This window comes from Belliella pelovolcani, from assembly GCF_900156785.1.
Classification (GTDB): Bacteria; Bacteroidota; Bacteroidia; order Cytophagales; family Cyclobacteriaceae; genus Belliella; species Belliella pelovolcani.
In genome coordinates this window covers 269,468-288,704 of the sequence record NZ_FTOP01000003.1, presented here as the reverse complement: position 1 = coordinate 288,704, position 19,237 = coordinate 269,468, and the positions used below count along the sequence as shown (strand labels likewise).

General features: G+C 37.6%; 23 protein-coding genes. 12 read left to right on the top strand and 11 right to left on the bottom strand.

Annotated elements, in window-relative coordinates:
- Positions 1–26: 26 nt before the first annotated feature.
- From miaB to secG, 5 genes are read left to right on the top strand one after another with little or no spacing between them, the layout of a single operon-like run.
- A complete protein-coding gene (gene miaB / locus BW935_RS05395; RefSeq protein ID WP_076499246.1) occupies positions 27–1,487 on the top strand; it encodes a tRNA (N6-isopentenyl adenosine(37)-C2)-methylthiotransferase MiaB in 1,461 nt (486 codons plus the stop codon).
- A 14-nt stretch (positions 1,488–1,501) separates the two neighbouring features.
- Entirely contained in the window at positions 1,502–2,797 is a 1,296-nt protein-coding gene (locus tag BW935_RS05390) for a sigma-54 interaction domain-containing protein (protein WP_076499244.1), read from the top strand.
- The gene (lptE, locus tag BW935_RS05385; RefSeq protein WP_076499242.1) at positions 2,784–3,329 is read left to right on the top strand and encodes an LPS assembly lipoprotein LptE; all 546 of its coding nucleotides are present in this window, start codon (positions 2,784–2,786) and stop codon (positions 3,327–3,329) included. The genes BW935_RS05390 and lptE overlap by 14 nt, the downstream gene beginning before the upstream one ends.
- Before the next feature lie 36 nt (positions 3,330–3,365).
- Positions 3,366–4,163: a hypothetical protein gene (locus tag BW935_RS05380; protein ID WP_076499240.1), complete on the top strand. Its 798-nt coding sequence runs from the start codon at positions 3,366–3,368 to the stop codon at positions 4,161–4,163.
- Between the two features lie 10 nt (positions 4,164–4,173).
- Positions 4,174–4,563 carry a preprotein translocase subunit SecG gene (secG, locus tag BW935_RS05375; RefSeq protein ID WP_076499238.1) on the top strand — a complete coding sequence of 130 codons (390 nt, stop codon included), beginning with the start codon at positions 4,174–4,176 and terminating at the stop codon, positions 4,561–4,563.
- Positions 4,564–4,612: 49 nt separating this feature from the next.
- Here secG and BW935_RS05370 read toward each other — a convergent pair whose 3' ends face one another.
- Positions 4,613–5,320: a hypothetical protein gene (locus BW935_RS05370; RefSeq protein ID WP_076499236.1), complete on the bottom strand. Its 708-nt coding sequence runs from the start codon at positions 5,318–5,320 to the stop codon at positions 4,613–4,615.
- A gap of 220 nt (positions 5,321–5,540) precedes the next feature.
- On the opposite strand from BW935_RS05370, the gene BW935_RS05365 reads away from it, so the two are divergent.
- The 6 genes from BW935_RS05365 (at position 5,541) to BW935_RS05340 (ending at position 11,467) form a co-directional block, all read left to right on the top strand.
- Positions 5,541–5,819, top strand: coding sequence for a co-chaperone GroES (locus BW935_RS05365; protein WP_076499235.1), 279 nt, complete (start codon positions 5,541–5,543; stop codon positions 5,817–5,819).
- A 42-nt stretch (positions 5,820–5,861) separates the two neighbouring features.
- Positions 5,862–7,490: a chaperonin GroEL gene (gene groL, locus BW935_RS05360; protein ID WP_076499234.1), complete on the top strand. Its 1,629-nt coding sequence runs from the start codon at positions 5,862–5,864 to the stop codon at positions 7,488–7,490.
- A gap of 196 nt (positions 7,491–7,686) precedes the next feature.
- A complete protein-coding gene (locus BW935_RS05355; protein WP_076499233.1) occupies positions 7,687–8,061 on the top strand; it encodes a response regulator in 375 nt (124 codons plus the stop codon).
- A 5-nt stretch (positions 8,062–8,066) separates the two neighbouring features.
- Positions 8,067–9,071: a magnesium/cobalt transporter CorA gene (corA, locus tag BW935_RS05350; protein WP_076499232.1), complete on the top strand. Its 1,005-nt coding sequence runs from the start codon at positions 8,067–8,069 to the stop codon at positions 9,069–9,071.
- Positions 9,072–9,153: 82 nt separating this feature from the next.
- Positions 9,154–10,236 (top strand): glutamate 5-kinase, encoded by a 1,083-nt coding sequence (gene proB / locus BW935_RS05345; protein ID WP_139325503.1) that lies wholly within the window; start codon positions 9,154–9,156, stop codon positions 10,234–10,236.
- A complete protein-coding gene (locus BW935_RS05340; protein WP_076499230.1) occupies positions 10,229–11,467 on the top strand; it encodes a glutamate-5-semialdehyde dehydrogenase in 1,239 nt (412 codons plus the stop codon). The genes proB and BW935_RS05340 overlap by 8 nt, the downstream gene beginning before the upstream one ends.
- Here the strand turns inward: BW935_RS05340 and BW935_RS05335 are convergent, their stop codons facing one another.
- Entirely contained in the window at positions 11,468–11,857 is a 390-nt protein-coding gene (locus BW935_RS05335; protein WP_076499465.1) for a DUF983 domain-containing protein, read from the bottom strand.
- A 635-nt stretch (positions 11,858–12,492) separates the two neighbouring features.
- Here BW935_RS05335 and BW935_RS05325 point away from each other — a divergent pair.
- Positions 12,493–13,380 carry an HAEPLYID family protein gene (locus BW935_RS05325; RefSeq protein WP_245802642.1) on the top strand — a complete coding sequence of 296 codons (888 nt, stop codon included), beginning with the start codon at positions 12,493–12,495 and terminating at the stop codon, positions 13,378–13,380.
- Between the two features lie 38 nt (positions 13,381–13,418).
- On the opposite strand, the gene BW935_RS05320 is transcribed toward BW935_RS05325, so the two are convergent.
- The 9 genes from BW935_RS05320 to BW935_RS05280 all read right to left on the bottom strand — a co-directional run bounded on the left by BW935_RS05320 (position 13,419) and on the right by BW935_RS05280 (position 19,234).
- Complete coding sequence (locus BW935_RS05320; protein ID WP_076499227.1) at positions 13,419–13,655, bottom strand: hypothetical protein; 237 nt, start codon at positions 13,653–13,655, stop codon at positions 13,419–13,421.
- A gap of 4 nt (positions 13,656–13,659) precedes the next feature.
- Positions 13,660–14,082 (bottom strand): hypothetical protein, encoded by a 423-nt coding sequence (locus tag BW935_RS05315; RefSeq protein ID WP_076499226.1) that lies wholly within the window; start codon positions 14,080–14,082, stop codon positions 13,660–13,662.
- Positions 14,075–14,581, bottom strand: a complete 507-nt coding sequence (locus tag BW935_RS05310) for a DUF4920 domain-containing protein (protein WP_076499225.1) — start codon at positions 14,579–14,581, stop codon at positions 14,075–14,077. Before BW935_RS05310 ends, BW935_RS05315 begins: the two co-directional genes overlap by 8 nt.
- A 77-nt stretch (positions 14,582–14,658) precedes the next feature.
- Complete coding sequence (gene msrA / locus BW935_RS05305) at positions 14,659–15,231, bottom strand: peptide-methionine (S)-S-oxide reductase MsrA (protein WP_175606640.1); 573 nt, start codon at positions 15,229–15,231, stop codon at positions 14,659–14,661.
- A gap of 122 nt (positions 15,232–15,353) precedes the next feature.
- Complete coding sequence (locus tag BW935_RS05300; RefSeq protein WP_076499223.1) at positions 15,354–15,617, bottom strand: DUF3253 domain-containing protein; 264 nt, start codon at positions 15,615–15,617, stop codon at positions 15,354–15,356.
- A 4-nt stretch (positions 15,618–15,621) separates the two neighbouring features.
- The gene (locus BW935_RS05295) at positions 15,622–16,164 is read right to left on the bottom strand and encodes a class I SAM-dependent methyltransferase (RefSeq protein WP_076499222.1); all 543 of its coding nucleotides are present in this window, start codon (positions 16,162–16,164) and stop codon (positions 15,622–15,624) included.
- A gap of 10 nt (positions 16,165–16,174) precedes the next feature.
- Positions 16,175–16,549 (bottom strand): response regulator transcription factor, encoded by a 375-nt coding sequence (locus BW935_RS05290; protein WP_076499463.1) that lies wholly within the window; start codon positions 16,547–16,549, stop codon positions 16,175–16,177.
- A gap of 8 nt (positions 16,550–16,557) precedes the next feature.
- Entirely contained in the window at positions 16,558–17,826 is a 1,269-nt protein-coding gene (locus BW935_RS05285) for a YaiO family outer membrane beta-barrel protein (RefSeq protein ID WP_076499220.1), read from the bottom strand.
- A gap of 1 nt (position 17,827) precedes the next feature.
- Positions 17,828–19,234: a glycosyltransferase family 2 protein gene (locus BW935_RS05280; RefSeq protein WP_245802641.1), complete on the bottom strand. Its 1,407-nt coding sequence runs from the start codon at positions 19,232–19,234 to the stop codon at positions 17,828–17,830.
- Positions 19,235–19,237: the final 3 nt, after the last annotated feature.

Genomic DNA, 19,237 nt, shown 5'->3' with positions numbered 1-19,237 from the left:
TTCGCAACTTGAAATTGAAAGCTTACATGGAAAATATCATCAAAGACATCGATATCATCTCAGCGGAAGAGGCGCAGGCTTGTGATTACAAGACTACTGAAGATGAAAATACCGGCAAATCCAAAAAACTTTATATAGAATCTTATGGCTGTCAGATGAATTTTTCTGACTCGGAGATCGTCGCATCTATTATGAAAGAAAATGGATTTGACACCACCTCTGATTTTGAGCAAGCAGATGTGATTTTTCTAAACACCTGCTCGATCAGAGAAAAAGCCGAACTGACAGTAAGAAAACGACTTTCACAATTCAATGCCATCAAAAGAAACAAGCCTGAAATGACGATTGGTGTTTTGGGATGTATGGCTGAAAGACTGAAAGAGAAACTGCTAGAAGAAGAGCAGATTGTAGACGTAGTTGTAGGCCCAGATGCATACAGAGACCTCCCCAATTTGGTCGCTACTGCTGAAGATGGCAACAAAGGTGTAAACACTTTCTTGTCAAGAGAAGAGACCTATGCAGACATCTCTCCTGTAAGGTTGAATTCCAATGGAGTAAGTGCTTTTATTTCCATCATGCGTGGCTGTGATAATATGTGTTCTTTCTGCGTAGTACCATTTACCAGAGGAAGAGAGAGAAGTCGTGATCCACATTCTATCGTCAGAGAAGCACAAGATCTTTTTGACAAAGGATTTAAAGAGGTAACCTTGCTAGGTCAAAACGTAGACTCCTACAAGTGGTCTCCAGAGGAGAACAATAAAGCAAGACTAAATAAGAAAGAAGGTGAAGTAACTGAAGTGGTCAATTTTGCAAACCTCCTCGAGATGGTCGCATTGATTAGCCCGCAACTAAGAGTGAGATTCTCTACTTCTCATCCAAAAGACATCACAGATGAAGTGTTGTACACCATGAAAAAGTATGACAATATCTGTAAATACATCCACCTACCAGTTCAGAGTGGTAATTCTAGAATTTTGGAACTAATGAACAGAACCTATGATAGAGAGTGGTATTTGGAAAGAGTAGCTAAAATCAGAGAGATTCTCGGTGAGGAATGTGGTATTTCTTCTGATATGATTGCAGGCTTCTGTACCGAAACAGAGGAAGAACATCAAGAAACCTTGACCATGATGGACATTGTAAAATATGATTTCTCTTACATGTTCTATTATTCTGAACGACCAGGTACACTTGCTGCCAAAAAATACAAAGACGATATTCCATTGGATGTCAAAAAACGAAGACTTAACGAGATTATCGATAAGCAGAATAAGCTTTCCGAAGAAAGAAATAATCTTGATATTGGAAAGGTTCAAGAAATCCTCATCGAAGGAGAATCCAAAAGATCTACAGAGCAGCTGAAAGGTAGAAACTCTGCCAACAAAGTAGTCATCATCGATAAAGGTAATTTCAAAAAAGGTGATTATGTCACTGTGAAGATCACCGATTGTACTCCTGCCACATTATTTGGTGAAGTCGTATCCTGAATCTAGCATCATCTATGATCACATCAGCAGAAATACAAAGTGTCAAACAACGGTTTGGAATCATAGGAAATAGTCCTTTGCTTAACCATGCCATACAAGTGGCTATGCAGGCTTCTCCGACCGATATGACTGTATTGATCACTGGAGAAAGCGGAAGTGGTAAAGAATCCTTCTCGAAGATCATACATGCACTCAGTGTAAGAAAACACGGAAAGTTCATCGCAATCAACTGTGGTGCTATTCCTGAGGGGACCATTGATTCTGAGCTTTTTGGTCACGAGAAAGGTTCCTTTACAGGTGCCCATGAAGCTAGAAAAGGCTACTTTGAAGTGACTGATGGTGGATCAATATTCTTGGATGAAATTGGCGAAATGCCATTGGGCACGCAAGCAAGATTGCTAAGGGTGCTTGAAAATGGGGAGTTTATCAAAGTAGGCTCTTCCAAGGTTCTGAAAACCAACGTTCGTGTCATTGCTGCTACCAATGTGAATCTCATCAAGGCAGTAGAAAAAGGAAAATTCAGGGAAGATCTCTATTATAGATTGAACACAGTGCCAATTTTTGTCCCTCCATTGAGGGAGCGAGGTGAAGATATTGTTTTGCTTTTCAGGAAATTTACAACAGATTTTTCTGAAAAATATAAAGTCAAACCAGTTTCCTTGGATGCTGATGCGAAGACCTTGCTGATGAAGTTCCCTTTCCCTGGGAATATCAGGCAGCTTAAAAACTTGGCAGAGCAAATTTCGCTACTTGAACAAGAGAGGGAAATAGATGCAGCTACCTTAGGAAGGTATCTACCTACTGACCAAACCAGATTACCAGCAGCCTACACTGGCGCGAGTTCAAGCACAGATTCGAGCACAGATTTCTCCGAGAGAGACATTTTATATAAAGTGCTATTCGATATGAAGAAAGACATGCACGAACTTAAAAAACTCGTACTAGAGTCATATCAATCAGGAGGACTAAATGCCAATATCATCAACAAACATCAAAACTTGTTTGAAGATTTGGAAAGCCCTGTCTCATTTGATGAAAGCAATACTTCTTCGAATGTACCAGCTGTCAATATGCCCCTCGTCATAGATCCACATAAAAACAATGAAGATCTAGACGAATATGAAGACGAATCCATAGAAGACATCATTCACGAGGAAGACGACAATTCACTTTCTTTAGAAAAGAAAGAAAAGGAAATGATCATTAGGGCACTTCAAAAGCATAATAATAAAAGAAAATACGCAGCCAGTGACTTAGGAATCTCTGAGCGGACGTTATATAGAAAAATCAAGCAGTATGATATTGATTAAAAGATTCCGAAAGTTCTCTGTACTGTTTATTGGTCTAGCAATTTTGGTTCAAGCTTGTTCGGTGAGGTATAGCTTCACAGGTACTAATATCAATTATGACCTTACCAAGACCTTTTCAGTGGAAAACTTCTTCAATGATTCTGGTGGAGGACCTGCCAATATGGGTCAGCTTTTTACAGAATCACTCAAAGAATTCTATCAAAGAAATACACAACTAGAATTGGTGAGGAGCAATGGTGACTTACAATTTTCAGGAGCAATATCAAGATATACCATTTCGCCTCAGGCTACTGTAACGAGCACAGACCCTAATGCCCCAGATAGAGCTGGTCAAATGCGTCTTACGATAGTAGTAGAGGTAGAATATATCAATATGTCTAATGAAGAGGAAAACTTGAAGCGTAGCTTTTCATTCTTCCAAGATTATGACCCTAGAAACACCTCAATTCTACAAGTGGAAAGTGTCTTGATTGAAGAAATCTTCGAAAACATCATTCAGGATATTTTTACTGCAACGGTAGCCAATTGGTAAAAATGATTATATTCGAAATTCATTAACTGAAAGACAGTGAACGCAGAACAATTTTTGGAAATCATCAAACAAGGAAATCAACTCAGCAAAGAGCAAGTGAATCAACTTGTGAAACTGCATGAGAATTTCCCGTATTTTCAGATCCCAAATGTTCTGTTGGCAAAATACGAGTATCAAAAATCTAAAGGTAAAGCCAAAGATTTCCTTCCATGGGCAGCAATCAGCAGTCCCAACAGGGCTTGGTTAAAAGTATTGCTAGGAGAGAAATTAATCTTTCCGGTCTCAAGTCCAAACACCCCTTCTTCTGACAAAAAAATACAAGCAGAAAAAGAGGATGGAGAAGACGAGGCAGAATTGATACCCAAGCCAAGTCCAGAAGAAAACCCAACACAGAGAGCTGGCTTGTTGAAAAAACTTGGTGAGGAGCTGACTTCTAAACAGAAAGAAGTAAAGGAAGAGACTGAAAAATTAAAAAAACCAAAGCGTAAAAAAAGAGCAGGCGCTGCAGATGACCTGATAGAAACGATCAAAAGAAAAGAGAAAAAAGAGATCGTAGATGTCAAAAAGAAAGAACAAATAGATATCATCAAGGCATTTAGCAAAAAGGAAATCAAACTTGCAACTATCAAAGAAATTGAAAGTGTGCAAAAGCAAGAAGATCTATCAGAAAAAAGCACACAGCTGAATCCGAATATTCTCTCAGAATCTTTTGCTAAATTATTGATTAAGCAAGGTAAGAAAGGAAAAGCTAAAGAAATTTATCAAAAATTGATGGTGAAATTTCCAAATAAAAGCACTTACTTTGCGGACTTGATAAAAGAATTAGAAGATTAAAATTTAAAATATGTTTACCGTACTTATCAGCATTATAATTGTATTAGCAGTTTTATTGGTTTTGGTCATCCTTTCACAAAACTCAAAAGGTGGTGTAGGTGCTGCTTTTGGTGGAAGCGCTTCTCAAATCATGGGAGTTACCAAAACTGGAAATATCCTTGAAAAATCAACTTGGGTACTTGCTGTAGCCATCTTGGTTTTATCATTGGTTTCTTCTGCATTTTACACTTCATCTAGTGTGGATTCTTTTAGCTCACCAAACATTGAAAACGCGAGAAGACAAATCGTTACTCCACAGTTTGACAACAGTGAGAATGGTGAGTCTTTGCTACCTACTACTCCAACTGAAGTAGAAGGTGTACAAATACCATCAGAAGTTGAAGGTTCTGATGAAAATTAATAATTCGAAAAAAATTAAAAAAAAGCTCTCTAGCAATGGAGAGCTTTTTTTATTCTACATTTTTCAATAGCAGCCTTTTGCTAATGGGAATCATACTTTCTTGCAGAGGTATCTGATACTTGGAATGAATTCTATATGTAGCTGGGTTGGGGAGATCTTGGTATTCTTTGATCAAACTCAGCTTGATCTGCTCTACAGTATTGACCAAAGAAGTCCTAACACTCTTAATAAACTGTAACATCACTCCCTTAAACCTGTCTATGCTATTTTGAAAGAGGCTGATTTTATATTTATATATAGCTACATCTTTCACATCCTCTTGACTGAGCATCAGATAGCCTTCTTTTTGGTATAGGGGTGAAATCCCTACAGGTTCTAGTGACATTTCACTTTCTAAAAAATCATAGATACTCTTGCCTTCTTCTATATGATTTTGGAATTGAGGCAATGCATAAGCTACAATTTCCTCGAGTTGCTTCATAGTCTCATCATCAAAGAAAATGGGCTTGTAATTGAACTTCATCTCCTTGAGATTTGCACTTTCCAGAAGTTTTGGAAAAGCAGCCCTGAGTTGATCTTTATTTTCAGCGAATGATTTCAATTTACTGTAGTGATGGATAAGGTCTGCCAAGGGGGGATAAAGTTTTACTTGCTTGAAATTGACATCAACATCTTGCAAGTAAGCCAAGAGCAAGTACTTTTTATATTCAAAGTCAATCCAACCTTCCGTAATCCAGTTTTCAGATAGCGTTTTCATATAATTCAGATTTGGATAAAATTTAACAAAAATCTGACATTCAAAAAAGATTGGATTGAAAATTTGACAGTTTTAACAGTTCAATTTCTAAGACTGACATGCGAAAGACGCCCAATTTAAGACTTTATGTCATATTTATCTTGCCCTAATTGATTGGCATAAAAACTGAGTATTGGAGCACGTAAGAAATTTGAACTAACCTTAATTAAAACTAATAATTATGTCACAAGTCAACATCAAGCCTCTTGCAGATAGAGTTCTGGTAGAGCCTGCTGCAGCTGAAGAAAAAACCGCTTCAGGATTGTACATTCCGGATACAGCAAAAGAAAAGCCTCAAAAAGGAACAGTTGTGGCCGTAGGCAGTGGTAAAAAAGATGAACCATTGACTGTCAAAGTTGGTGATACTGTATTGTATGGCAAGTATGCTGGTACTGAACTTTCAGTAGAGGGCAAAGACTTCTTGATCATGAGAGAAGCTGACATCTTTGCTATTCTTTAATCATCTGTCAAAAACAATCAAAAACCTTAAAAGAATTTAAAAATGTCTAAAGAACTATTTTTCAATACCGACGCTAGAGACCAACTGAAAAAAGGGGTTGATGCATTAGCTAATGCAGTAAAAGTAACCTTAGGTCCTAAAGGAAGAAATGTAATCATCGACAAAAAATTTGGTGCACCTACTATTACTAAAGATGGTGTATCTGTAGCTAAAGAAATCGAATTGGCTGAGCCAATCGAAAATATGGGTGCTCAACTTGTGAAAGAAGTGGCTTCCAAAACTGCTGATAATGCGGGAGATGGTACTACTACTGCAACTGTATTGACTCAAGCAATCTTCAATGCTGGTATCAAAAACGTAGCCGCAGGTGCTAACCCGATGGATCTCAAGAGAGGTATCGATAAGGCTGTGCAGTCTGTCGTAGCATCTTTGAAAGCAAGCTCCAAAGTAATCTCTACTTCAAAAGAAATCCAGCAAGTAGCCACTATCTCTGCCAATAGCGACGATGAAATCGGTAAGATGATCGCTGATGCTATGGAAAAAGTAGGGAAAGATGGTGTAATTACTGTAGAAGAAGCCAAAGGTACTGAGACTGAAGTAAGAACTGTAGAAGGTATGCAGTTTGACAGAGGTTACCTTTCTCCATATTTCACTACCAATACGGAAAAAATGGAAGCTGAATTGGAGAGACCGTATATCTTGATCTATGACAAGAAAATCTCTTCAATGAAAGAATTGCTTCCAGTACTTGAGCCAGTAGCGCAAGCGGGTAGACCTTTGGTTATCATCGCTGAAGATGTAGATGGTGAAGCTTTGGCAACATTGGTGGTAAACAAAATCAGAGGAGCACTCAAAGTAGCTGCTGTAAAAGCTCCTGGATTCGGTGATAGAAGAAAAGCCATGCTTGAAGATATCGCTATCTTAACAGGTGGAACGGTAATCTCCGAAGAAAGAGGCTACAAACTAGAGAATGCAACAATCGACTATCTTGGTACTGCTGAGAAAGTTAATATTGATAAAGACAACACGACTATCGTCAATGGTTCTGGCGATCCTGATGCGATCAAAGCTAGAATCTCTGAGATCAAATCTCAAATCGAAAAAACTACTTCAGACTACGACAAAGAAAAACTACAAGAAAGACTTGCTAAGCTTTCTGGTGGTGTAGCTATCCTTTATATAGGAGCTGCTACAGAAGTAGAAATGAAGGAAAAGAAAGACAGGGTGGATGATGCATTGCATGCCACTAGAGCTGCCGTACAAGAGGGTATTGTAGTAGGTGGTGGTGTTGCATTGGTTAGAGCTGCTGCTTCATTGGATACCTTGAAAGGTGAAAATGAAGACCAAGATACAGGTATCAATATCATCAGAATGGCAATTGAAGCTCCTTTGAGAACAATTGTAGAAAATGCTGGTGGAGAGGGTTCTGTTGTTGTTAACAGAATCAAAGAAAACACTGGTCACTTTGGGTACAATGCAAGAACTGATGTCTACGAAGACCTATTCGAAGCAGGTGTAATCGACCCTACTAAAGTAACTAGGTTGGCATTAGAAAATGCTGCTTCTATCGCCGCATTGCTTTTGACTACTGAGTGTGTAGTGGCAGATGTGAAAGAAGAAGGTCCTGCAATGCCTCCAATGGGTGGCGGAGGAATGGGCGGAATGATGTAATCGCTCCCGTTCATGTAAATTTTAAAAAAGAGGAACCACAAGGTTCCTCTTTTTATTTTGATTTTCAAGTAGTTTACACCCAAAATTTAAATTAATAAAGGAAAAACACAAACAATCTATTTTTATCATAAGATTATAATTGTAATTTAGGACGCGTATACACAAAGAGTAAAAACTTTTATCAGCGAAGAAATTAATGCATCAATTTTATTCCATTATTTTAGTAGATGATGATCCAATTAATAATTTGATCAATAAGCGATTGATTTCAAAACTAGATGTCGCTAAGCAAGTAGAAGAATTTTTAGAAGCAGAGAAAGCACTCGAAAGAATTGATCAGTTAAATTCTGAGGAAAAAACATTGATATTGTTAGACATCAATATGCCTGTCATGAATGGCTGGGATTTTCTAAATCATTACAAGCAGAAATTCGAAAAGCGTGGAGATAGAATCATCATGCTCTCCAGTTCAATTGATTTTCAAGATAGACAGAAAGCCAAACAATATGATTGTGTGGAAGGTTTTATAGAAAAACCACTTACACCTGATAAGTTTAAAAATATACTTTAACAATCATGAGCTCCAATTCTTCCAACCCACATAGAAGTCTAGAGCTATATTCTTTCTCAGAACAACATTTTGAGAAACATCACCTCAGAAGTCTCACTGAGCTTGATGAAATTTTAGATACAGAAAAAAAATACTGGCTAAACATCCATAAAAGTAATCAAGAAGAAATTTTCAAAGAGGTTTGTACCTATTTCGACCTTCACCCTGTCGTCCTTGATGATATAGACAATACTGATCAAAGACCAAAATTAGAAGACTTTGATAACTTTATTCTAATAGTCTCCAAAATGCTCTACACCAAAAGTGATATTGAGCACCTTGAAATAGAACAAGTTAGCATTGCTTTTAATAAAAATATCATCATTACTTTTCAAGAAAATGAATATGATATTTTTGATCCTCTACGGACTAGGCTCGAAAACCCCAATGGTAAAATGCGGAAATATGGCACAGATTATTTTGTCTATACCATTCTTGATGCCATTCTTGATCAATATTACGTCATCCTTGAACTGATCAGTGACCAAACTGAGAAACTTGAAGATGACATCGTCAATGATATGAAGAAGGTCCGTTTAGCAGACATTTACAAGCAACGAAAGAGCCTTCAGGAAATCAAAAAAATCATCTGGCCAACCAGAGAGTTGATATCTGCATGGAGAAAATCAGACAGCCATTTCATCACAAAACGCTCAACTCCCTTCATCAATGATGTGTATGAAAGTGCTGTAGAAATCATCGAAAACCTAGAAATGCAAAGGGAGTCTATCACTACCCTGGTGGAAATCTTCATGACCAATATCAGTCTTAAGCAAAATGAAGTCATGAAGACATTGACAATCATTGCTACCATTTTCATCCCACTTACTTTTATAGCGGGTGTTTATGGCATGAACTTCGAAAATATGCCAGAACTCGGCTGGGAATACGGATACCTCAGCAGCTGGATATTCTTTTTGGTAGTTTCTTCGCTGATGATGTATTATTTCAAAAGAAAGCGCTGGTTCTAATCAGAAAATTAAGGAAAATACGCTCTCATTAAATAATTACTAATAGAATCATTAATATTGTATCATTTCGACAATATTAATGATGAAAGCACTCAACTTCTGCATTATAAAAATTGGATCAAACGTCCTGACCAATGTCGACGGCAATCCTGATTTTGATAGGATGAGTCACTTGGTGAGTGAAATCGCTCATCTGAAAAAATCAGGAGTTAAAATCATCTTGGTAAGTTCTGGCGCAGTAGCTTTTGGACGCAAAGAAATCACATTGGCAGAGCGAATCAATCCTGTTACCAAAAAGCAGATTTGGTCATCTACCGGACAAATTGAATTGATCAATACCTACAAGAACCTATTTGCAAATCATCAAACACAAGTAGCTCAAATCTTAGTAACCAAAGAAGATTTCAGAGATCGCAAGCACTTTCTCAATATGAAAAACTGCCTTCTAGGTCTCTTGGAACAAGGTATCCTGCCAATTGTCAATGAAAATGACACAGTCGCCATCACCGAACTGATGTTTACAGACAATGATGAACTTGCCAGTCTAACAGCTGCAATGGTAGATGCCGACTCTCTGGTATTACTCACCAATGTCAATGGTATCTACACTGGACATCCGGATAATGAAGATTCTGAATTACTTCAAGTCATTCAGCATCAAGACAAAAATCTTGGCAACTATATTACTGCTTCCAAGTCTTCATTCGGAAGAGGTGGCATGCTCACCAAGCTCAACATGGCATTGAAAGCGGCCAATCTAGGAATTCAGGTATTTATAGCGAATGGGAAAACAGAGAATATCATCAGTCAAATCCACTCTGGTACTGCTACCTGCACTTATTTCCAGCCACAGAAAGCCAAACAGAGTTCTAAAAAATGGTTGGCCCACGGCATGAATTACTATAAAGGCGCTGTCAAAATAAACAAAGGTGCCAGACTAGCATTGACACAACAAAAGATCAGCAGCTTACTTCCTATTGGCATCATTGAGATTACCGGAGATTTTGAAAAAGGGGACATCCTTAGGATTTCAGACGACACAGACAGCATCATTGGGCTTGGCCGTGCTGAATATTCTTCAAAAGTAGCGGTAGAAAAAGTAGGTCTTAAAAATCAGAAACCATTAATACATTACAATTACCTTTACATTTTTGGTCATGAATAATTTACAAACACATTTTGAAGAACTAAAGCAATCAGCTAAAAAGCTTCCGCTGTTAGACGTTAATTTAGTAAAGGGTGTACTAGAAAAACTGGCTAAAAATACACTAAAGGCTACGGGGGAAATTCTAGCTGCTAATCAAAAAGATTTACTAAAAATGGACCCTCTTGATCCAAAGTATGACAGATTACTATTGACTCAAGACCGGATATTTTCGATTACAAAGGAAATCATTCAAGTAGCTGCTCTCCCCTCCCCTTTAGGAAAGGTCATTGACGAGAAAATCCTTGAGAATGGGTTACAGCTAAAAAAAATCAGTGTGCCTCTAGGTGTACTTGGAGTAATCTACGAAGCACGTCCAAACGTGACTTTTGATGTGTTTTGTATTGCTCTGAAATCTGGGAATGGACTAGTTCTCAAAGGAAGCTCAGATGCTTCTGAGTCGAATAAAGCGATCATGAAGGTTATTCGAGAAACTCTAAGAGAGTTTAATTTACCAACTGAGGCATTTCTGCTACTACCCCCCGATAGGGACGCCACAAGAACTTTATTGGAAGCTTTAGGATACGTAGATATTATCATTCCCAGAGGAAGTCAAGGCTTGATAGACTATGTCAGAACACATTCAAAAGTGCCAGTGATTGAAACAGGAGCGGGTATAGTGCATACTTATTTTGATGAAACGGCAGACTTGCAAAAAGGAAAATCCATCATCACCAATGCTAAGATCAGAAGACCAAGTGTATGCAATAGTTTAGACTGCCTGATCATTCATTATAGTAGATTGGAAGAGCTGAGCGACTTATTGGCTGATCTTTTCGCTGCCAATGTTGAAATTTTCGCAGATGATGCGGCATTCAATATCATCGGAAATCACCCGCTTGTTTCAAAAGCTGAAGCCAATCATTTTGGAACTGAGTTTCTCTCTTTAAAGATGGCAATCAAGACCGTTTCAAATATAGATCAAGCAATAGCTCATATTGATCTATTCAGCTCCAAGCATAGTGAGGCCATCATTAGCGAATCTTCCGAAAACATTGATTATTTCCTGCAAATGGTAGATGCAGCGGCAGTTTATGCCAATGCATCCACGGCATTTACAGATGGGAATCAATTTGGTATGGGCGCTGAGATCGGAATCAGTACCCAAAAGCTGCATGCAAGAGGGCCAATGGCCTTAGCTGAACTCACCAGCTATAAATGGATCATAAGAGGAGAAGGCCAAATCAGGTAATCAGCCTTTTTGATTCCAATGTGGATCAAAGGACAACTTACCTACTCCATACAAGTAAAGTACTTTAGAGTATCGCTGCATGGCTGGTAGCAGAATAATATTGGATACCAAAACCGTGACAGCATAAACCCAGAGATCGGGGTCATCAAAGAAATAATTGAGGATAATCAAAACATTGACAACCAAAGCAACTGAAAACGCATAGCTGATGTACATGGCTCCATAAAAAAAATCAGGTTCAGGAGTAAGTACTGCTTTGCAGTTTGGACACTGCTGATGTACATCAGACAGCTTTCGGTAACTCAACATAGATGTTGGAAAAATATTCCCTTCTCTGCATCTTGGACAATTCCCTTGAAGCATTGCTGCTCCCAAACTCTTTTGACTCATAATCCTTGAAATTTGATCAAAGATACGGAATATTGAAGTAACAAAAGTGACATTCATCACGTATTGAATCCGAAAAAAACAGGTTAAATAGGTCTTCGGATATAATTCTTATATTTGCATCTATGTCGATGAGTAAGTTGAAAAATAGCAGTTGGGCCAGAGTAATTAACTTCCTCTTGATCCTAAATTTCATCAATCTTTCAGCTAATTTTTATATTTCTGACACAAAGAATAGGAGAGAAATCTTTGATCCTATTGATACAGTTGCAGAAATTTTTATCGAATATATTTTTGAAATGGAAAAAGAAATCATCCCTGATACCGAAATACCAAATGGGGAAAGAAAATTCAAAGATTTCAAGCTTTACTTCGAGAAAACAAACCTAATTAGAACTATTAAGAATAGTGCTACTTGCAGTAAATGGCCAATTGATTACGAAGAAAGACTATTGCAAAGCTATTTGAATAACCCTTCCCCCCCACCAAAATTGATTTTTTAAATACAATATAATTTGATTCATTCTGACGCGTGTCAAAAATCATAAATAAGTCATTTTGACTGAAAAAAAACATTTTCAAAAGCTTTCTAAAGGCATCAACCAGCTATGTTTAAATCCAATAGATTTAGGCTCATTTTGAGTCTATTCATAATATTTATAATACATTCAAATCATGCTAACGCTCAAGAAGTAGAAGTAGAAGTCGACAGCATCAAGCAGGAGAGAATTCAACTCGATAGTATATTCTTAGCAGAATTTGAGGAAGTCAAGCCCAGTCAAAAACCTAAGGTACTTCACGCTGAACCGCTGTATATAGATCTTATCCGTGACTTAGGAGCTCGAAAAGGAGAAAAAGAATGGAACCTCGGGTTCGGTATGACTGACAAAAGAGGGTTTGATGAATACGAAGCCTTGGTAGAATATGAATGGGCTCCCATAGACCGCTTAGGTTTTGAGATAGAAGTGCCCGTTACCATGTATTCAGCTAGAGGGGATCTATCAACTGATCTCGAAAGACCATCTAACCGGGTAGAATCACTGAAACTCGCTACGCAGTGGTCGTTCTTGGTTTCTGAAAAAGCTAAAACTACGCTTGCACTAGGATACATCCACGAATTTGAATTCGTAGATCTCAATAGAATTGGGAATGGGGATATTTTCAAAGGAAATATTTACAATCCATTTTTTATAGCTGCCAAAAGGTGGGGGAGCAATTACCATACGCTAGTCTACACAGGACCTAGGGTAGAAAAAGTGTTTAACCAAAAAGCTGAACTCACCTACGAAGTGCATACCAACTTCCACTACATGATCTCGGGAACTAGAAATTTCATAGGTGTGGAGTTTAACAAAGAATTTCACAATAATGAATTTATAGGAATCTTGAGACCACAGATGCGTGTAGGTTTGGCAGAAAATCTGATGGTAGGTATCGTCACAGGAATACCTGTGAGTGGTGCAGATAGAAGTATGAGCTCCTTTGTGAGGATCATCTACGAACCAGGATTCAAAACATTCCATTAAAAAAAAACAGCCCTTGGAAACTCAAGGGCTGTTTTTTTTTAAAAGCGCTTTGGAACAATTCCTCTTCCTGTTTCTATACACTCATCTAACTCATAGTCGGGTCCTTTCCCCCATCGTAGCAATTCTTCCATAGTATAGACTTCAGTGGTATCCAAATCTTTTACTTTGAAATTGACTCCAGATAGTCGGGCAATGATTTCCAACTTCCTTACCTCACCCATATTTCTAAATTCATACACCCTTCCTACACGAAGGTTATCTAGCGCAATTGCCATATACTTATTCCAATTTCAATAAATTAATCCTCTTCACTGGTCCAGGACAGTAGCTTGTGTGACAAGCCAAGCAAGTACTCACCACGGACTTATAATTATCTAATAGTGCATCTTCACTGCTTTCTTCCAAAGTCCGAAGATTAGCCAGATAGGCCATCCCCATGGTATTGAACTGCTCGGTTTTCACTTTGGCATCGGTAGGTTTTGCGGTCAACAACTCTTTATGCTTTTCTAGGTAAGATTTGATCTTCTTTCCTTCAACGATTCCCTCTTTCATTTCTTCCATATCCAAGAACATTTCGCGCATCAATAGTGCCAACGGGGCATCCTGATTTGGATATTGAATGGTCTCCTTCTTGTTTTCCTCCTTTTGACAAGATATCAATAAGCCAAGTGCAAAAAGAAATAAAAATTGGATCTTACGCATTTTCTTTGATAATCACTCCTACAGCTTCAAATGCATATTCTTCCTTAGGAGCTATGATCGCATCTATCTCTTCCTGAGATTTGCCAGCATCTTCTGCATAGTGCTTCAAAGTAGCCACATCAGTGACTGATCTTGTCGCTACACCTTCTATGATCACAGGGTAACCTTGAGAATTAAGAGGAACAAAAAAGCCATAATCTTTGAATGTTACTCGCATGGTCTCTCCATTTGGAAGGTCTAAAGTCATCCAGCAACCTTTTTTGGTACAAACCTCCTTGATCTCACCCACAACTTTTCCTTCAAATTCACCTTCCGACAATAGATTTTCATACATCTGAGCCAAAGTAAACACCTCTAATTCATCTACTGCTGCTCCATAGTTTCCAGCTACAGGAGTGACCGATTCCAAGTCCTCAGTTTCTTCACTAGATTCATTTCCAGAATTACAGGAAAACAAAAAAGGCATCAAGGCCAATACTAAAATTGATATTTTCTTCATGAGTTTAGGTTTTTATAATGCCTTAAAATTAAGCAGAATATATGGATCTCACGGATTCCGACGAAGGATATTTTCAATTACTTCTTGAGCTTATCCGCAAAGACTTGCTTGAACTTCTCCACTTTTGGCTTAATTACAAACTGACAATAAGGCTGCATGCCATTGTCATTGTAATAATTCTGATGGTAATCTTCTGCTACATAAAAGTTAGTAAACGGCGTGATTTCCGTCACTATAGGCTTTGGAAAAGCACCCGATTCATCTAATTTCTGCTTGTAATAAGTCGCGATCTCCTTTTGGGCTTCAGAATGATAAAATACTGCTGAGCGATATTGAGGCCCAACATCAGCCCCTTGTCTATTGAGCGTGGTGGGATCATGGGTAGCCCAGAAGATCTCTAAAATCTCTTCAAAAGATATGATTTTAGGATCATATGCAAACTGAATAACCTCTGCATGACCAGTCGTTCCTGACGTCACTTGTCTATAACTTGGCTTTTCAATATGCCCCCCGCTATAACCAGACTGTACTCCTTCTACCCCTTCAAGGTCCAAATAAATAGCTTCAATACACCAAAAGCACCCTGATCCTAATGTTGCTAATTCCATACCTTCTGGGGCTATGGCTTGAGTAGTGGGTAGACTTTTCATGGATTTTGAATTTTGCTGTTGTGCGAATGAGAAATTGAAAAAAGAGTAGATACTCCAAATACTTAATAATATAATACGATTCATAGTGATTTATTTTTGATAAGTAACCACAAATCGAGTCGCTAAGTTTGACTTTTTACTGTAATTCTAACAGGACCTTTGGGGTTTAGAAAAGGATCTACAGGAATTCCTTTTTGGGTGACGATAATTTTGCCTTCTTGGTATAGACGCATCATTTCTTGATATACTTCGTCCATAAAGTTTCTCCAAGCCTCTGGAAAAATCCATCTAACAACTTCTGAAGGACAAAAAGACTTTCCTTTTCTCATTCTTCCCATCTCCAATATAGCCAACTCCAAAATCGGTATGTCAATAGGATATTTCAAGGCTTCAATTGCAAATCATGATGAAAACAGGAGGGAAATTCTTTAGCGTAAAAGTTGTTTTGATATTGGGAAAATAATCAGCAAACTGATACTTCAGCAAATAAGAATAGCAGATCTGTATAAATTTACCTGACTCTGATACGGAGTTTTTACTTTTTTGATAAATCTGATTTCTAACAGGTTTTGGAATTAAGCTAAATGGCAAGGAAGATAAAATCAAGTCAGCTTTATCTCCATTGAGATACCTATCTATATGCTCTGCGGAGTCATTGATGATGATGACATTATCTTGAGGAAATAATTTCTTTAGGTTATCACAGAACTTTGAAGAAATCTCAAAAACCAAAAGTTTAGCATCTGAATCCATACGGTCTACGATACCTTGCGTAATGCTACCATCTCCTCCACCTAATTCTACAATAATCTTTGCACCTTTAAAATTTGCATATGAAAGCATTTTATCTACCAAAGGCTTAGAACTGAACGTGACTGCCCCAGTGGTGGAGATGTTTGTAAAAAGCTCTTTAAACAATTTTAAACTTGCCATTCTTTTATTTTCAAATCAAAAATCTCTTAATCCGCAATACTAATTCACTTGGATTGAATGGTTTAGAAATAAAGTCATCTGCTCCTAAGCTAAATGCCTTGTCGACTGCATTTTCCTCATCCCCAAGTGATGATAAAATCAAAATAGGGATGTTTGGAAATTCTTTTTTTGAAAGATGTGTCACTTCAAGTCCGGATTTGTAAGGAAGCATGATATCTGTTATTATCAGATCTGGAACATGCTGGCGTATTGCTTTGATCCCACTATCCCCATCTTTTGCTATGAATATTTTGAATCCTTCCTGCTTGAGTTTGTATTCTGTCATTTTTAGAATCAATTCATCATCTTCTATCAGGACAATCTTATATTTACTTAACTCCTCCATATTCATAATTAAAATCTGTATTGAAGATTCAATGTACCTTCAAATTCACTTTGTGTAACTCCAGGAGCAAATTCTTGATAATTATACATAAACTGTAGTCCAAATAAGACATTTTTCCCGAGTGTTTTATAATAACCTGCACCTGCGCGATAAGAATCTAAGGCAACTCTATTCTCAAACTGACCAAGTGTTGTACGCTCATCAGGTGAAGTACCATATCCGGCTATAAAGGTAAAGTAATCAAATCTTCCTCCAAAGAAATACCTAGAAGTAAGCGTGAATGCAGGATAGAAGCTACTTTCTTCATTCTGAATAAAGGTCCTCAAGTTGATCCAATAAGATCCTACATATTTACCAATACCTATGATTCCGGATCTAAATATTCTATCACCTTCAGGTGGCGTAACTTTAGTATATCTCAACCCTAACTCACCTTCCCATCCATTCATGAAGTTCTTATAATATGAATATCCTAATCTCCAATTTGGAAAGACGATAGCATCACTGTATGCGACTCCTACGTAAGAATAAGACATTTTTCCTGTGAAAAAATAAGATTCTAATTCATACTGTATACCATTGGTTATCGACTCACCACCACTAAGCCTATCAGCATAGTTAACTCGACCAATTAGACTACCCCATTCTCGCTCTCGGATATACTGTGCTCCCACCAAGTGCCAAGGGCCTACCCCATCTCTATCAAATCCAGTCAAACTGTAAGTCAGCCCAACTCTATCTGAATTGAAACGTGAATCGAGCAAGTTAAACCTTTGTCTGAAAGTAGATTGATCGGGGTATTGCTCCAATAGATTTTTCAGAAAATCGTACTCCACACGCTGATCACCCTGCTCAATTAGAATCTGATGTTCAAAACCGAGCAATGGGCCTAATGGTAGACCTGATGATTTGGCATCATCTATCCAAAACTTAGCCTTGTCAAAATCCTGTCTTGAAATTTCAATAGGAATGATGTACCCATATACCTCCTCATATGCCTTGTTGCGTTCCAACACATAATTGAAGTAAAAGCTCGCACTATCCAAGTCTGAAGCTCGCTGATGTATCCTACCCAAAAGCACATGAAAATCTAGATAATCTGGAGCAATGGCAATTGCCTGCCAAGCTAACTTCTTAGCCTGATTAGAATTGTTTTTTTCATTGAACTCCTTGTAAGCTTGAACTAATAAGCTATCAGTATCAATCTTTTGAGCGGTAGCTTCAAATGATGCCAAAATTAATAAGAGAGAAAAATATACCTTGATATTTGTTTTCATATTACTTCTTTTTCGTCTGGAATCCAGTTCTCTGCATATTGCCCCACTTTTGTTCTTTATTGGTAAAGAAATGCCAATAGCCTTTCAATGCTGCAAATACCACAAATGGATGATAAGTAAATGGCTCTATTACACCTTTTAACACCAATTTAAATAAATCCATTCTTGACCTATAGTACTTATTAAACCATTCATCAAGTAGCACAGAAATGATAGTTATTGTCAAATAAAACAAATAAACAGCCAAGATCAATTTTAAAATAGCTATTGTATTTACATTTAAGAATATGATACTTAATATAATGGTAATCAATCCCAAAATCTCTAAAATAGGAACAATAAACTCGAAGAAAAAGAAATAGGGCATAGCTATAAAGCCAGTTTTACCATATTTAGGGCTGAAAAACATTTTTCTATGAATTGTCAAAGTTTGGATCAATCCACGCGCCCACCGTACTCTTTGTCTCAATAATACTGCTCTGGTAGATGGCACTTCAGTCCAGCACAATGTTTCTGGTATGTATAGAATTTTAAACCTCTCTTTTTGCTCGTGCATATACTGCCTCATGCGAGATATCAAATCCATGTCCTCACCAAGAGACTTATGCCAATACCCACCTACTTTGATCACTATCTCCCGATCAAACATCCCCAAGCCTCCTGACACTAAGAGTAAGGAATTGATTTGACCCCAAGCCATTCTTCCAAAAAGAAAAGCTCTGATATATTCTAATTCTTGAAAGCTAGCCCACCAATTGTCTGGAAACTGCACATCTACTAAGAAACCATCTTTTACAGTGCAAGAATTTGATGGTCTCAAGGCTGCTCCAGTTGCAATGATTCTTTGGTCAGACTCCATAAAAGGTTTTGCAAGTTTCATGATGGTGTCATTTCTCAAAATACAATCTACATCCGTACAGATAAAAAGAGGATATTTTGCCGAGTTGATTCCTGCATTAGAAGCATCTGCCTTACTTTTCCCATTTTCCTTATCGACAACCAATAAATGAGAGTAAACAGGGTTAGTTGATTTATAATGACCTCTCACTGGTTTGGTTTCTATTTTTGCCTCGTAAAAAAAATCAACTTTCACCAATTCAAATTCATCAATGAGCTTTTGGAGCGTATCATCAGTACTTCCATCGTTGACTATGACCACTTCAAACTTGGGATAATTCAAATTCATCAGTGAGCGGACATTATGCACTATTGAAAGCGCTTCATTGAAAGCTGGAGCGACAATAGATACACCTACTACATGGTTTGATTTCACGAAAATATCATCCTTGAAGAAATACTTGTTATTGTTGTAATCCTTGATCGCTAAAAAGGCCAAGAAGGCTAATACGACATACAGGGAAAGATAAGTAGTGGAATAGAATAAAATAAAAGCTTCATAATACTCCATTAA

Excerpts from the sequence above, each read along its gene's own strand:
- miaB (WP_076499246.1), top strand. The coding sequence starts at position 27 with ATGGAAAATATCATCAAAGACATCGATATCATCTCAGCGGAAGAGGCG.
- BW935_RS05390 (WP_076499244.1), top strand. The coding sequence starts at position 1,502 with ATGATCACATCAGCAGAAATACAAAGTGTCAAACAACGGTTTGGAATC.
- lptE (WP_076499242.1), top strand. The coding sequence starts at position 2,784 with ATGATATTGATTAAAAGATTCCGAAAGTTCTCTGTACTGTTTATTGGT.
- secG (WP_076499238.1), top strand. The coding sequence starts at position 4,174 with ATGTTTACCGTACTTATCAGCATTATAATTGTATTAGCAGTTTTATTG.
- BW935_RS05370 (WP_076499236.1), bottom strand. The coding sequence starts at position 5,320 with ATGAAAACGCTATCTGAAAACTGGATTACGGAAGGTTGGATTGACTTT.
- BW935_RS05365 (WP_076499235.1), top strand. The coding sequence starts at position 5,541 with ATGTCACAAGTCAACATCAAGCCTCTTGCAGATAGAGTTCTGGTAGAG.
- groL (WP_076499234.1), top strand. The coding sequence starts at position 5,862 with ATGTCTAAAGAACTATTTTTCAATACCGACGCTAGAGACCAACTGAAA.
- BW935_RS05355 (WP_076499233.1), top strand. The coding sequence starts at position 7,687 with ATGCATCAATTTTATTCCATTATTTTAGTAGATGATGATCCAATTAAT.
- corA (WP_076499232.1), top strand. The coding sequence starts at position 8,067 with ATGAGCTCCAATTCTTCCAACCCACATAGAAGTCTAGAGCTATATTCT.
- proB (WP_139325503.1), top strand. The coding sequence starts at position 9,154 with ATGAAAGCACTCAACTTCTGCATTATAAAAATTGGATCAAACGTCCTG.
- BW935_RS05340 (WP_076499230.1), top strand. The coding sequence starts at position 10,229 with ATGAATAATTTACAAACACATTTTGAAGAACTAAAGCAATCAGCTAAA.
- BW935_RS05335 (WP_076499465.1), bottom strand. The coding sequence starts at position 11,857 with ATGAGTCAAAAGAGTTTGGGAGCAGCAATGCTTCAAGGGAATTGTCCA.
- BW935_RS05320 (WP_076499227.1), bottom strand. The coding sequence starts at position 13,655 with ATGGCAATTGCGCTAGATAACCTTCGTGTAGGAAGGGTGTATGAATTT.
- BW935_RS05315 (WP_076499226.1), bottom strand. The coding sequence starts at position 14,082 with ATGCGTAAGATCCAATTTTTATTTCTTTTTGCACTTGGCTTATTGATA.
- BW935_RS05310 (WP_076499225.1), bottom strand. The coding sequence starts at position 14,581 with ATGAAGAAAATATCAATTTTAGTATTGGCCTTGATGCCTTTTTTGTTT.
- msrA (WP_175606640.1), bottom strand. The coding sequence starts at position 15,231 with ATGAAAAGTCTACCCACTACTCAAGCCATAGCCCCAGAAGGTATGGAA.
- BW935_RS05295 (WP_076499222.1), bottom strand. The coding sequence starts at position 16,164 with ATGGCAAGTTTAAAATTGTTTAAAGAGCTTTTTACAAACATCTCCACC.
- BW935_RS05290 (WP_076499463.1), bottom strand. The coding sequence starts at position 16,549 with ATGGAGGAGTTAAGTAAATATAAGATTGTCCTGATAGAAGATGATGAA.
- BW935_RS05285 (WP_076499220.1), bottom strand. The coding sequence starts at position 17,826 with ATGAAAACAAATATCAAGGTATATTTTTCTCTCTTATTAATTTTGGCA.
- BW935_RS05280 (WP_245802641.1), bottom strand. The coding sequence starts at position 19,234 with ATGGAGTATTATGAAGCTTTTATTTTATTCTATTCCACTACTTATCTT.